This is a genomic window from Microbacterium ureisolvens (assembly GCF_019511645.1).
Lineage (GTDB): Bacteria > Actinomycetota > Actinomycetes > Actinomycetales > Microbacteriaceae > Microbacterium > Microbacterium ureisolvens_A.
The window spans coordinates 21,212-34,508 of sequence record NZ_JAEUAX010000003.1 but is presented as its reverse complement, the minus strand read 5'-3'; the positions used below and the strand labels follow the sequence as shown (position 1 = coordinate 34,508).

Annotated in this window: 12 protein-coding genes and 1 tRNA gene; 7 read left to right on the top strand and 6 right to left on the bottom strand. The window is 70.6% G+C overall.

Annotation, left to right across the window (positions count from 1 at the left end):
• The first annotated feature begins 3 nt into the window (after positions 1-3).
• From JNB61_RS06755 to JNB61_RS06745, 3 genes are read left to right on the top strand one after another with little or no spacing between them, the layout of a single operon-like run.
• Positions 4-1,272 (top strand): serine hydrolase domain-containing protein, encoded by a 1,269-nt coding sequence (locus JNB61_RS06755; protein ID WP_220291260.1) that lies wholly within the window; start codon positions 4-6, stop codon positions 1,270-1,272.
• A gap of 29 nt (positions 1,273-1,301) precedes the next feature.
• Entirely contained in the window at positions 1,302-2,183 is an 882-nt protein-coding gene (locus JNB61_RS06750; protein WP_220339149.1) for an EamA family transporter, read from the top strand.
• Between the two features lie 39 nt (positions 2,184-2,222).
• Entirely contained in the window at positions 2,223-3,218 is a 996-nt protein-coding gene (locus JNB61_RS06745) for a Gfo/Idh/MocA family protein (RefSeq protein ID WP_220339148.1), read from the top strand.
• Positions 3,219-3,236: 18 nt separating this feature from the next.
• On the opposite strand, the gene JNB61_RS06740 is transcribed toward JNB61_RS06745, so the two are convergent.
• Positions 3,237-4,700, bottom strand: a complete 1,464-nt coding sequence (locus tag JNB61_RS06740) for a glutamate-cysteine ligase family protein (protein ID WP_220339147.1) — start codon at positions 4,698-4,700, stop codon at positions 3,237-3,239.
• A 187-nt stretch (positions 4,701-4,887) separates the two neighbouring features.
• On the opposite strand from JNB61_RS06740, the gene JNB61_RS06735 reads away from it, so the two are divergent.
• The gene (locus JNB61_RS06735) at positions 4,888-6,630 is read left to right on the top strand and encodes a glycoside hydrolase family 35 protein (protein ID WP_220339324.1); all 1,743 of its coding nucleotides are present in this window, start codon (positions 4,888-4,890) and stop codon (positions 6,628-6,630) included.
• 22 nt (positions 6,631-6,652) lie between these two features.
• On the top strand, positions 6,653-7,540 hold the full coding sequence (locus JNB61_RS06730) for a carbohydrate kinase family protein (protein WP_220339146.1): 888 nt from the start codon (positions 6,653-6,655) through the stop codon (positions 7,538-7,540).
• Here JNB61_RS06730 and JNB61_RS06725 read toward each other — a convergent pair.
• From JNB61_RS06725 to JNB61_RS06715, 3 genes are all read right to left on the bottom strand, one after another.
• Entirely contained in the window at positions 7,521-7,946 is a 426-nt protein-coding gene (locus JNB61_RS06725) for a pyridoxamine 5'-phosphate oxidase family protein (protein WP_159840919.1), read from the bottom strand. The two genes, JNB61_RS06730 and JNB61_RS06725, sit on opposite strands and share 20 nt — an antisense overlap.
• 75 nt (positions 7,947-8,021) lie before the next feature.
• Positions 8,022-8,564 carry a GrpB family protein gene (locus JNB61_RS06720; protein WP_220339145.1) on the bottom strand — a complete coding sequence of 181 codons (543 nt, stop codon included), beginning with the start codon at positions 8,562-8,564 and terminating at the stop codon, positions 8,022-8,024.
• 125 nt (positions 8,565-8,689) lie between these two features.
• A complete protein-coding gene (locus JNB61_RS06715) occupies positions 8,690-10,177 on the bottom strand; it encodes an HNH endonuclease signature motif containing protein (protein ID WP_220339144.1) in 1,488 nt (495 codons plus the stop codon).
• 170 nt (positions 10,178-10,347) lie between these two features.
• Between JNB61_RS06715 and JNB61_RS06710 the strand changes: the two genes are divergently transcribed.
• Positions 10,348-11,547, top strand: coding sequence for an NAD(P)/FAD-dependent oxidoreductase (locus tag JNB61_RS06710; protein ID WP_220339143.1), 1,200 nt, complete (start codon positions 10,348-10,350; stop codon positions 11,545-11,547).
• A gap of 21 nt (positions 11,548-11,568) precedes the next feature.
• Here the strand turns inward: JNB61_RS06710 and JNB61_RS06705 are convergent.
• Positions 11,569-11,642: transfer RNA gene (locus JNB61_RS06705), tRNA-Gly, on the bottom strand.
• 77 nt (positions 11,643-11,719) lie between these two features.
• Here JNB61_RS06705 and dcd point away from each other — a divergent pair.
• Entirely contained in the window at positions 11,720-12,325 is a 606-nt protein-coding gene (gene dcd, locus JNB61_RS06700; protein ID WP_159840951.1) for a dCTP deaminase, read from the top strand.
• 5 nt (positions 12,326-12,330) lie between these two features.
• Here the strand turns inward: dcd and JNB61_RS06695 are convergent, their stop codons facing one another.
• On the bottom strand, positions 12,331-13,266 hold the full coding sequence (locus JNB61_RS06695) for a hypothetical protein (RefSeq protein WP_220339142.1): 936 nt from the start codon (positions 13,264-13,266) through the stop codon (positions 12,331-12,333).
• Positions 13,267-13,297 lie beyond the last annotated feature (31 nt).

The following is a 13,297-nucleotide window of genomic DNA, read 5'->3' as shown; positions in this document are numbered from 1 at the left end:
AGAATGCGGACCCGCTCCACACATCGACGCGCCATCGCGGTGATCGCCGGTGCCGTGACATCCGCTCTGCTCCTGGCCGGCTGCTCGTTCGGGGGCGACATCGAGCCCGACGTGCCCCCGCAGACGACCGCGGCCTTCTCCGACGAGACGGTGCAGCAGCTGACGGACGCCGTCACCCACGCGATGGGCGTGACCGGGTCGTCCGGCGCGATCGTGGGCGTGTGGGCGCCCTGGAGCGGCAGCTGGGTCTCGGGGCTCGGCACGCAGCGGCCGGACGGCGGCGGCGAGGTCACCGATGACCTGGTGTTCCGAGCGGGCAAGGTCACGCGCGCCATGACGTGCGACGTGCTCTTCGAGGCCGCTGCCGAAGGCAAGGTGGAGCTCGACGACAGCATCACCGAGTACGTCTCCGGCGTGCCGGACCTCAAGGACGTGACGCTCATCGAGCTCTGCGACGGGACGTCCGGCATCGGCTCGTACGCCGGCCAGCTTTACTCGTCGTGGCTCTCCAACCCCGATCGCGTATGGGACCCGCGCTACCTGGCGAGCTTCGGCCTCGGCCAGCCGCGCACGAGCGACCCCGGCGCGGCCTATCGCGACTCCGACGCCGGGTACGTGCTGCTCGGCCTCGCCCTCCAGCGTGCGACCGAGGCGACGGCCGCCGACCTCATCCACGGCTACGTGGCCGATCCGCTCGGGCTCGAGGCCACCGCGCTCGGCGACCTCCCGTCGTCGGGCGTGCTGCAGGGCGGGCAGTCGGTCAACAACGCCGAGGGCGCCCTCGACTGCGCGCAGCCTCTCGATCTCACGGGCGCCTCATCGAGCAGCGGCTTCACCGACGCCGGCGTGGTCACCGACATCCACGATCTCGGCCGCTACGTGCAGGCGCTGGCGTCGGGTTCGCTGGTCGAGGACGACGACCGGTTCGACGCACCGGTGGCGGTCGCCGCCGATGCCCCGTCCTGGTACACGGCCGACGGCGGGGCGCTGATCGCGGGCTCGCTCATCGGCCAGTACGGCAAGGTGCCCGGCTACATCACCGCGGCGTTCGCCGATCCGACGACGGGCCTGACGGTGGCCGTCGTGCTCAACAACTCCGCCGCCGACGCCGCCGTGGGCGAGTACCTCGCATGGGAGCTCGCGGCGATCGCATCGAAGACGCCCGCGTCAGCGGGTGAGACGGCGCCGGAGGCGGGCCTTCCGTGGACCGCCGAGCAGTACCACGCCGCGATCGACACCCTCGCGGTCTGCACTCCTCCGGCAGCGGAGTGAACGCCGGGGCTGGTTCCCCCGGCAGAGCGGTGACGGGTTCCGCACGCTCCGGAACGACGCCCGCCGTCCTGCTGGTGATCGCGGGTCTGGCCTGCCAGGAGGTCGGCGCGTCGATCGCCGTCCTGCTGTTCCCGCAGGTCGGGCCGCTCGGCATGGTGATGCTGCGCCTGGTCTTCTCGGCGATCGTCTTGCTGCTGATCGCGCGGCCCCGCGTGCGCGGCCACTCGCGCGAGGACTGGACAGCGGTGGCGCTGTTCGGGCTCGTGCTCGCGACGATGAACGGGCTGTTCTACCTCGCGCTCGAGCGACTGCCGCTCGGCGTCACCGTGACCATCGAGGTGCTCGGACCCCTTGTGCTGTCGATCGTCGCGGCAGGTCGCGCCTCGGCGTGGCTGTGGGCTCTCCTCGCCCTCGCGGGCGTCGTCGCGCTGGGCGGCGGCGGATGGGATCGGCTCGACCCGCTCGGCGTGCTGTTCGCGCTGGGCGCCGCCGGCAGCTGGGCGTTCTACATCCTCGCCTCGGCCCGCGTCGGGCGGGCATTCCCCAAGCTCGACGGGCTCGCGCTGGCGATGACCGTCGGCGCGATCATCGCGCTGCCCTTCGGGATCGCGGATGCCGGCGCCGCTCTCCTGCGGGTCGAGATCGTCGCGCTCGGCGCGGCCGTGGCGGTACTGTCGTCGACGATCCCGTACGCGTTCGAGCTCATCGCGCTCCGGCGCCTTCCGGCCGCCGTCTTCGCGATCCTGATGAGCCTGGCGCCGGCGACCGCGGCGTTGGCCGGCTTCATATTCCTCGGGCAACATATGACCTGGCTCGAGATCCTCGGCATCGCGCTGGTGATCGCCGCGAGCGTCGGGGCGATCCGCTCGTCCGCCCGCGCCGCGCGGGAGGCCGCCGAGCCGCTCGCCTGATCCGGAGCGGGCGGTGCCGCGGCTCGATAGCATCGGGGCGTGACTCAGGCGAAGACGAGATGGGCGGTCCTCGGGCCGGGGCAGATCAGCCGTGACTTCGTGGTCGGGCTTCGCGCTTCGGAACACGGGATGCTGCACGCCGTGGGCAGCTCGTCGGCCGAGCGTGCGTCGGCGTTCGCGGCGGAGCACGGAGCCGCAGCATCCGGCACCTACGACGAGATCCTGGCGCGCGACGACGTGGACGCGGTGTACGTCGGGACGGTTCATACGACCCACGCCGACCTTGCGATCCGCGCGCTCGAGGCGGGCAAGGCCGTGCTGTGCGAGAAGCCCGCGAGCCCGACACTCGATGAGGTGGAGCGGATCCTCGAGACGGCCGAGCGCACGCAGCGGCCCTTCCTCGAGGCGTTCAAGACGCGCTTCGGGCCGTTCGCCGATGCCCTGCGCGATCTCGCCTCCGGCGGCGAGCTCGGTCAGCTGCACCGCTTCGAGGGCGCTTTCGGCTTCGATGCCGGTACGCGCGAGGGGCGGCTGTTCGACCCGGCGGTCGGCGGCGGGGCCATCCTCGACGTCGGCTGCTACCCGCTGGCGCTCGCGATCGACCTCGCGGCCGCGGCGGGCCAGCCGATCGACGCGCCGGAGTACCGCAGCTTCCAGGCGGAACTCGTGAACGGTGTCGACGGCTGGGCCACCGCCGAGATCGGATTCGGCTCGGTGACGGCGCAGATGGCGACGGCGGTCGTCGAAGACCTGTCGGACCTGGCGACGCTGCGGTTCGACGACGCCGATGCCGACGTGCTCCTGCCCAACGCGTGGGGCAGTCGCACCGCGAGCCCGTCAGCGTTGATCGTGCGTCGCGGCACCGAGGAGCAGGTCATCGAGCTGGCGGTCGTCCAGCCGATGGCCGCCGAGGCGGACGCCCTCTCGCTCGCCCTCGCCGAGGGCCGCCTCGAGGTGCCGGAGATGCCGTGGGCGCACACGCGTGCTGCGGCGCGGGTGCTCACCGACTGGCGCGCGGCCGCCCTGGCCGGCTGAGGCCGGCGCTTCCCGGAGTCATTCCCACGTGTGCACCGGCTCGTTCGTGTGCATCGCATCGCGGTACTCGAGCAGGGTGGCGCGCAGGGCGTCGTAGCGGTCCATTCCGGTTCGCCGGCGCATCCGATCGGTGAGCCACGCGGCACCCGTGACGCCGGTGAGGCAGCGCCCCTCGATGATGCCGAGCAGGCGATCCCGATCGGACGCCTCGACGCCCCACGCGTCGAGGCCCCGATATGCGAGCGGCAGCAGGCGCCGCAGCACGAGCTCGGTGGCGGGCACCTGACCGACGCCCGGCCAGTACAGCTGCCCGTCGATGCCGTCACGGGCCGCGGTGTGGAAGTTCTCCTCGGCAGCGGTGAACGACAGCTGCGACCACAGCGGCCGGTCGTTCTCGGCGATCGCGCGCACGAGCCCGAAGTAGAACGCGGCATTGGCGACGGTGTCGACCACGGTCGGCCCGGCCGCGAGCACCCGGTTCTCGACCCGCAGGTGAGGCACCCCGCCGGCGACGTCGTAGATGGGGCGGTTCCAGCGGTAGATGGTGCCGTTGTGCAGGCGCAACTCGGCCAGGGCGGGGATGCCGCCCGACTCGAGCTCGGCCATGGGGTCGTCGTCGTGGACGATCGGCAGGAGGGCTGGGAAGTAACGTACGTTCTCCTCGAAGAGGTCGAACACGGAGGTGATCCAGCGCTCGCCGAACCACACCCGCGGCCTCACGCCCTGCACCTTGAGCTCCTCGCTGCGGGTGTCGGTGGCCTGTTCGAACAGCGGGATCCGGGTCTCGCGCCAGAGCTCCTTGCCCAGGAGGTAGGGCGAATTGGCCGACATCGCCAGCTGTACGCCCGCGATCGCCTGCGAGGCGTTCCAATACGCGGCGAACGAGTCGGGCGAGGTCTGCACGTGCAGCTGTGCGCTGGTGCACGCCGCCTCGGGCAGGATCGAGTCCGCAGTGGTGAAGAGCCGCTCGGGGCCGTCGATCTTGATCACGATGTCTTCGCCGCGCGCGTTCAGGATCTGCTCGCTCAGCAGCCGGTACCGGGGGTTGGCGCTGATGCTGTCCGGCCGCAGATGTCCTTCGGCGAGCGTGGGCAGGATGCCGATCATCACCAGGTGCGCGCCCACGGTGGACGAGCGGGCCTCGGCGTGATTGAGGCTCTGACGCAGACCCTCTTCGAAGGTGGTGAGTCCCCGCTCGCGGAGGCGGGCCGGCGGCACGTTGATCTCCAGGTTGAACTGCCCGAGCTCGGTCTGGAATGCCGGATCCGCGATCGCCTCGAGAGCCTCCGCGTTGCGCAGGGCCGGGTCCCCCGCCTCGTCGACCAGGTTCAGTTCGACCTCGAGGCCTGTCAGCGGGTCATCGGTGTCGAAGTGCGCCTCGGCCAGCATGCGTGCGAACACGTCGAGGTTGCGCCGCACCTTCTCGCGATGGCGAGTGCGGTCGGCGCGGGTGAACTCCTGTGCCGGGACGTCCTCCCCCATGGCGGCACTCTAGCGAGCCGCGGGCGTTTCCGCGCCTGCACGCCCCGCGGCGGCGCGGTCGAGCCGCGCACGGCGGTCGCTGCGGCCTGACTACGCTGGCGAGGTGCCCCGGACTCCCACCCCCCAGCCCGATTCATCGACGGATGCTGCGCCCCACGCGAACGGCCGGGCTGCCCTGCCGGACGCGATGGGTGAGCGGCGGTTCGCGATCGGCGAGACGAACTTCCTCCTCGACGGCGAGCCCTTCCGCGTGCTCGCAGGAGCCCTGCACTACTTCCGGGTGCACCCGGGTCAGTGGGCGGATCGCATCCGCAAGGCGAAGCTCATGGGGCTCAACACCATCGAGACCTACGTCGCATGGAACGCGCACGAACCGGTGCGCGGCGAGTGGGACGCGACCGGCTGGAACGACCTCGGCGCCTTCCTCGATCTCATCGCGGCCGAAGGCATGCACGCCATCGTCCGGCCGGGACCCTATATATGCGCCGAATGGCATAATGGGGGGCTCCCCGTCTGGCTGACCGGTCTCGAGGGTGTCGGTCTGCGCCGTTCGGAGCCTCTCTACCTCGCCGCGGTCACCGCGTACCTCGAGCGGGTCTACGAGATCGTGGCGCCCCGGCAGATCGACCGGGGCGGACCCGTCATCCTCGTGCAGATCGAGAACGAGTACGGCGCCTACGCCAGCGACACCGCGTACCTCGAGCACCTCGTGAAGGTGACGAAGGACAAAGGCATCACCGTCCCGCTCACCACCATCGACCAGCCGACCGACCAGATGCTCCGCGACGGCTCGGTCGCGGGCGTCCACCTCACCGGCTCCTTCGGATCCCGCGCGGCGGAGCGCCTCGAGACCCTTCGCCGGCATCAGCCGACCGGGCCGCTCATGTGCGCCGAGTTCTGGGACGGGTGGTTCGACTGGTGGGGCAACACCCACCACACGACACCGGCCTCCGCGTCTGCGGCCGAGCTCGATGCGCTCCTGGCAGCCGGGGCGTCGGTGAACTTCTACATGTTCCACGGCGGCACGAACTTCGGACTCACGAACGGTGCGAACGACAAGGGCCGCTACCTGCCGATCGTGACCTCGTACGACTACGACGCCCCGCTCGATGAGCGGGGCGACCCCACCGAGAAGTACTTCGCGTTCCGCGACGTCATCGCGAAGTACGCGCCGGTGCCCGACGAGGTGCCCGCGAAAAGCGGTCCGGCGCCGTCTTTCGTGGTCGCGCTGGAGCCGGTCGAACCGGGGGTCGCGGCATCCGTGTCCCGTCACGAGACTCCGCCGACATTCGAGGACCTCGGACATTTGAGCGCCCTCCTCGCTTACGAGGCCGATCTCGACGGTCGTGGGGGAGTGCTGCGCTTCGGCGAGGTGCGCGACCACGCGTGGGTGTCGGTCGACGGCGTGTCGGTCGGCACGCTGTCGCGCACGCGGCACGAGGACGCCCTCGTCGTGCCCGCCGGCGACCGGCTGCGCGTGCTCGTCGAAGAGCAGGGCCGCGTCAATTACGACGCGCGTCTGGGGGAGCCCAAGGGTCTCATCGGCCCGGTGACGCTCGCGGGTGCGCCCCTCACCGGGTGGACGGCGACACCCATCGACGTCGCCGCTCTCGGTGCTTCGGCGACGGATGCTGCGACCTCGGTCTCCTCCCTCACCGGCGTCGCCCCGTTCGTGCTGCGGGGGTCGTTCGACCTCGACGAGCCCACCGACCTCTTCCTCGCTACGACGGGCTGGGGCAAGGGCTTCGCTCTCGTCAACGGGTTCCTGCTCGGCCGCTACTGGTCGAACGGTCCGCAGCGGACTCTCTACGTGCCGGCCGCCGCGCTGCACGAGGGGGAGAACGCCCTCGTGATGGTCGAATTGGATCGCGTGACCGAGGCCGAGGCGTGTTTCGTGGCTGAACCCGGTCTCGGACCCCTCGAGGAGTGAACGAACCTGCTTGACTGGGCCGATGCCCCTCGCTGACGCCCGGGTCGCTGTGTGCGGACCCGCCTCGTGGAACCACCTCGTCCTCCTCGACCGCCTTCCCGAGCCGGTGCCGCACATGCAGTTCGCGCTCGGCGACCTGCACACGCTCGGCGGAACGTCGGCCGGCAAGGTCCTGCACCTGGCGGATCGCGGCGTCGACGTCACGCTTCACGTGCTGCTCGGCTCCGACGACGACGGCCGCCGGGTGTCGGCCTCGCTCGATGCGGCGGGCGTGCGTGTCGAGGCGCATCCGTCGGAGCGCACCGAGCGCCACACGAACCTGATGACGGCGGCGGGGGAGCGCGTCAGTCTCTACCTCGCGACGCCGTCGACGGCATCTGCCGACGCGGTCGGCCGCATCGAGACCGCTCTCGCCGACGTCGACATCGCCGTGGTCGATCTCAGCGAGGTCGGGGCGACGATCGTCCGTCGCCGGCTGGCCGGCGCCGAGGGAGCCCCCATCTGGACGGACCTGCACGACTACGACGGCGCGGCGGAGTTCCACGAGCCGTTCGTGCGCGCCGCCGACGTCGTCTTCATGAACGACGACGCCACCGACGATCCGTGGTCGCTCATGCAGAGCTGCCTGGACCGCGGACCACGCCTCGCGGTCTGCACCCTCGGCGCGCGGGGCGCCATCGCGCTCGCCGCGTCGGGGGAGCGCGCGTCGGTCGATGTCGTCCCCGTCGACGTCGTCGACACCAACGGTGCCGGCGACGCGTTCTTCGCGGGCTTCCTCGCTGCCTCGCTCTCCGGTGAGGACGTGAGCGGATGCCTCGCCGCCGGCGCCCGTCAGGCCGTCGTGGCTCTGTCGTCCGAGCACCTGCACCCGGCGGTCGCCGCCGGCGCCGTCACCAGCGCGCTTCGGTGACGTTCGCGGGGCTTGCCGACGCGTCGTAGACCCGCACCCACGCGGGCCGGACGACGACGACGGCGAAGTCGGGGTCGAGTGCGCGCGACCCGGGGAACTGCGCGTTGTAGGCGCTGCCGTACTCCTCGCGCAGGGTGCCGTGCACGATGGTGCCGAAGCCGTCGACCTGTGCCGACACCGAGCCGTCCGTCCCGATGACGACGGCGATGCGGTGGTCGTGGCGCAGGTTCTCGGCTTTTCGCGAGCCGATCAGCGTGTCGAACACGAGCGTGCCGTCGTCGAGTGCGGCGATTCCGACGAGCGCCGCCTCCGGCGCCCCCGACGGCGACACGGTGGCGACGACGCCCTGTGCCTCGGTGCGTACGAAGGCCACGAATGCCCCGATATCAGCAGGATCGAACGCCATCCGCTCACAGTACGGCAGGGAACCATTCCGGGGCACCGAATCGCAGAGCAGCGGATGCTGCGTCCCGCCGTTCGTTCAGAAGCCCGTGTTGAGGGCCAAGATCGACCGCTTCTCCGCCTCGGTGAGGTCGGACAGCGCGAGCACCTCCTGAAGCACCGGCGACTTGAGAGCGAGGTAGGTCTCGATACTCATGCCAGGGTCGCGCGCGATCTCGGTCTTGACCGCTCCGTAGCGATCGCGCAGATCGGCCCGTTCGCGCAGGATCGCCCGCACAGCGAGGTGGTTCCGCAGGTGCAGCGTCCCCTCGACGCACACGTAGACGTTCCGGCGCGGCGCGTCGTCGGGTGCTGCCATCGACTCCCGGTCCGTGACGCCGAGGTCACCGCGGTGCGTGTATCCGCCGGCGATAAGGGCCGCGATCGCGCCCTCGACGTGCGCCCGCTCGACCACGACGTCGATGTCGATGACCGGCTTCGCCGCCAGCCCGGGCACGGACGTCGACCCCACGTGTTCGATCGCGAGCACCGGAACCCCCTCCAGTGCCCGCCGAAGGTCGGTCGCCACGCGCTCGAACTGCCCCGGCCACGCGTCCGAGTAGGGAACGACCACGACTGCCATGCCCCCACCCTCCCACTTCGTCGCACCGTGCGCGTCGGGCCCCGCTGTCCCGCTGATCCCGAATGCCCTGGCCCGCGACCACTCGTCGAGCCACGATCGGGGTGTTCGAGCTCGCTCAGGCCTCGTCATGCCGCCTCGAATCGTCGAGGCGATTTCGATCTCAAGGCGACGGGGTCGCCGACCTCACCAGTCGCGGGGTCGGGCGGAAGATGCAGCCAGTACGTGTCGGCGTCGGTGATCGAATCCCGGGTTCGGGTGATGCGCCACCGTTGATTGTGGAGGCGTAGGTGGCAGTTCCGGCAGAGCGCGATCCCATCGTCGACGTCGGTGCGACCGTGATGCTCCCACCAGTGGTCGATGTGGTGATATTCGCATTGCGAGATCGGGGCGCCACAAGACGGCCACATGCAGCCGCCGTCGCGGGCCGCGATCGCGAGGCGCTGTTTTCTCGTGAACAGGCGAAGCTCGCGCCCGACGTCGAGGGGGCGGCCATCCGGTCCCCACATCACCGGGATCACGCCGGAGTCGCACATGCGGGCCTCGATGACGCCCGAGGGGAGGGCCTGTCCGCCGTCCTCCAGATGGCCGACTCCGGTGACGTGCATCTCGCCTCGCCGAGTGCCGTCCGCGACGGCGGACGCCTCGACGACGATGCGTACACCCGGCTGTCGATCGCCGAACGCCTGCTGAGGGTCGGCGTTCGCGCCCGTACGCAACACGGCCATGATCGTGTCGTACTGCAGCTGCTCGTTCGTCCGCTCGTCCGCATCGGCCGCGCGCGTCTTCTCCGCGGCGTCGGTGCCGACGAAGCGGGGTCCGCGACGTGGGCGCAGGGCGGCCTGCAGCAGTGCGTCCACCCACGCCCCGGCCTCATCGTCGAAGAGGATATGCGCGTGGCGTTGGCCATCCTGGTCCGTCCATGCACGGAACGACCGCGCCGCGAACCGCTCTTCGAAGCGGAGCGTCACCCCGACCGGATCGAGTCGATCTCGCGCGATACGTGCTTGGCTGCGAAGGTCTTCGACCGGCAGCGCCGCGGCTTCCTCGAGCAGCACCTGAACGGCGCGCGCCCAGGCTCGGGGGAGGAAGTCCGGTGCCAGCTCCGGGTAGCGCGCCACCGGCGGCTCGCCGAGGCCCGCGCGGATCGCCTGGAACTGTGCTTGCGTCAGGCGACCCGACGCAAGTGCACTGCGAAGCGCGCCGAGCCACTCATCGACGACAGATACGGCAGGAGCGGTCGCGCTCTGGACATCGCCGACCGACTCCGGCACCACCGGAGCCAGCTCGTTGCCCGCTTCGACGGCCCGCGTCACATCGGTCCGCCCGAGCCCTGTGATGTGCTGCACGAGCGCCGTGCCGGATCGCAGACCCTTCCGCTGCGCCAGGCCGTCGTAGCCGAGGTCCCGTGACGAGCGGCGCGACACCTCGGCCGAGGCGCCTGCCACGATCAGCTCGAGCGCCTTCCGTGCCTCCGTCGCGTCGGCGAGCAGCTCCAAGAGCTCGTCATCGCCGAGCCCGCCGACTTCGGAGCCGCCCCCGCCGAGCCGAAGCGCGACCCGCGCCGCAGCATCCGTCAACCGCGAAGCGGGAGAGGAAGCGGCGGGAACGTTCATAGAACAAATATACGAATGGCCTCCGACATTGCCGCCCACGAGCCCCGCTGAGACCGACGAGCTCACCAGGACACGGCATCATGCGCTGACGCGGCGCTGGGCACAAGCCCCTGCGATCGGGCGGCCCGAAAGCCTAGCCTCGGCGCCATGGACATCTCGGGAGAGGGATCATGAACGGCGCGAGCGCGCACCACCGGGTCGTCGTCATCGGGGGAGGCAACGGCGGCATCTCCGTCGCCGCGCGCCTGCGCAACGCCGGCGTCGACGACATCGCGATCGTCGAGCCGCGCGAGGAGCACCTGTACAAACCGCTGTTCTCGCATGTGGCCGGGGGCACCGCGCCCGGGAGCATCACGGTGCGTCCGCAGCGCGACGTGATGCCCAAAGGGGTGGAGTGGATCCAGGATGCTGTCGCCTCGGTGCAGCCCGACAGCGATGCCGTCGTGCTCGAAGGCGGCGACCGGCTGACCTACGACCAGTTGATCGTGTGCCCGGGGATCCAGCTCGATTGGGACCGCGTGCCGGGACTCGTCGAGGCGATGCAGACGCCGGCGGCAGCATCCCATTACGAATTGGAGCTGGCGAAGAAGGCGTCGTCGCTGCTGCGGGACCTCAAGGAGGGGACCGTCGTCTTCACCCAGCCCGACGGACCCGCGTCGTGCGCCGGCGCCGCACAGAAGCCGATGTATCAGGCGTGCGACTATTGGCGGGCCACGGGCGTGCTCGACGCCCTCCGGGTGATCATGGTGGTCCCGACGCCGACCGTCTTCCTCGAGCCCTTCGACCGCGAGCTGGAGCGCAAGATCGCCGAGTACGGCATCGAGCTGCGCACGCGAAGCGTGCTGCTGCGCGTGGACGCAGCGGGGCAGGAGGTGGTGCTGGGCGGTCCGAACGGTCCGGAGCACGTGCACTACGACGTGCTCAACGTCGAGCCGCCGCAGTCCGCACCCGACTGGCTGAAGGCGTCGTCACTGGCGGTGCCCGGCGTCTCGGGCGGCTTCGTCGAGGTGGACCCGCGGACGCTCCGGCATCCGCGATTCGCCAACGTGTGGGCGCTGGGGGATGCCGCCGCCACGACGAACTCGAAATGCGGTGGCGCTCTGCGCAAGCAGACCTGGGTGGTGTCCAAGAACGTGAAGAGGGCGCTGCGCGGCAAGGAGCCCTCGGCCCGCTACGACGGCTACGCCGTGTGCCCGTTCACGGTGTCGCGGTCGACGGTCGTATGGGCGGAGTTCGACGACCAGGGCAGGCAGAAGCCCACCATCCCGTTCTACAAGCGGATGTACCGCGAGAGCAGGCTGTCGTGGGTCTTCGACCGGCACGTGCTGCCCTGGGTCTACTGGCACCTCATCCTGACAGGTCGCGTCTGACGATCAGGTAGCCGATCGATATGGAGGGGCTGACGGGAATCGAACCCGCGCTGTCTGCTTGGGAAGCAGAAGTTCTGCCATTGAACTACAGCCCCGGACGCCGAATGCGGCGTTCGCGCGCCTGTTACAGCGCCCGGCCAGCATAACAGCATGGTCCGGATAGGCTGGCTCCGTGCTGCTGAGTGACCGCGACATCCGGCTCGAGATCGACGCGGGGCGCCTGGCGCTCGACCCCTGGGATCCCGGGATGGTGCAACCGTCGAGCGTCGATGTGCGGCTGGACCGGTACTTCCGGCTGTTCGACAACCACAAGTATCCGTTCATCGATCCCGCCGAGGACCAGCCCGAGCTGACGCGCCTCATCGAGGTCGACCCTGCGGAGCCGTTCATCCTCCACCCGGGGGAGTTCGCGCTCGGTTCCACGTTCGAGCAGATCACCCTTCCCGACGACATCGCCGCCCGTCTCGAGGGCAAGTCATCGCTCGGCCGTCTGGGACTGCTGACGCACTCGACCGCCGGCTTCATCGACCCCGGATTCACCGGCCACGTCACGCTCGAGCTGTCGAACGTCGCGACGCTCCCGATCAAGCTCTGGCCCGGCATGAAGATCGGCCAGGTCTGCTACTTCCGCCTCACCTCGCCCGCCGAGAGCCCGTACGGCTCGGGCGCGTACGGCAACAGGTATCAGGGGCAGCGCGGGCCCACGGCATCCCGTTCGTTCCAGCACTTCCACCGCAGCGACGTGGGGGCGACGGATGCCGGGAGCCGCGGCGCCTGAGGCGCTCAGGGCTCGACGACGCTGGGCTCGCGCGCGTAGACGTGCACCTGCTCACCGTCGAGCACGAACTGCATCGCCGTTCCCACGGGGAAGCGGTCCCGCAGCTCCGACGGAGCCTGCCGGCCGACGATGAAGACCGCCTCCGCGGGGAAGGATCCCGCGCCGCAGGAGCCGCCGAGATACGAGGGGTTGTCGCCCACTCCACTGAAGACGATGAGGCACGGCACCGGACCCTGGGTTCCGTCGCCTGTCACCTGCGGCTGCGACAGCACCGTGAGGCCGTAGAAGGTCTCGAACGCGAAGGAGTCCTCGGTCTCGCCCGCCCACACGTCCTCGGGCCACTCGGCATCCGGATCGATATGCAGGACCCCGACCCTGCCGGCCTCCATGCTCTGCACCAGCAGCGTGAGAGCCACGCCGGCCAGCACGGCGGCGACGACCGAGGCGGCCCACAGCACCGGTAGGCGTCGCCACCACGGACGCGCGGTCGCCACCGCAGCGCCCTCGGCGTCGGAATCGACGACCTCGTCACCTGCGCCGCTGCCGGAGTGCGCAGCATCCGTCCCGCCGGCGTCGGCATCCGTGCTCCCCGCGCCGGGAGGCGTCGGTGCGGGGGACTCGCGCCCGTCACGATCGGGGGCGGTCGGGTCCGCCGCGGCCGCGGCATCCGCTCGCTCCGGCGGAGGCAGCGTGAGCGGGACGGGTTCCGTGCCCTCCTCGTCGTCCACGGCCGACCTCCGCGGGAGAGCGCCGTCGGTCGAGAGGTGCGTCCATGCGGAGTGCGCTGCGATGTTCGCGGCGCTCGCGGCCGCCGCCTGCTCCTCGAGTTCGCTGAGCCGCGCCAGTGCGGCCGGATCGTCGTGGATGTCGGCGTTGAGCCCGTAGGCGCGCTCCCGCAGGGTGGCGAGCTCGTCGCGCGAGGAGTCCGTCGGCGTTGACATCGAGGCCATCCTTCCCCACCGCGCGCCGCTG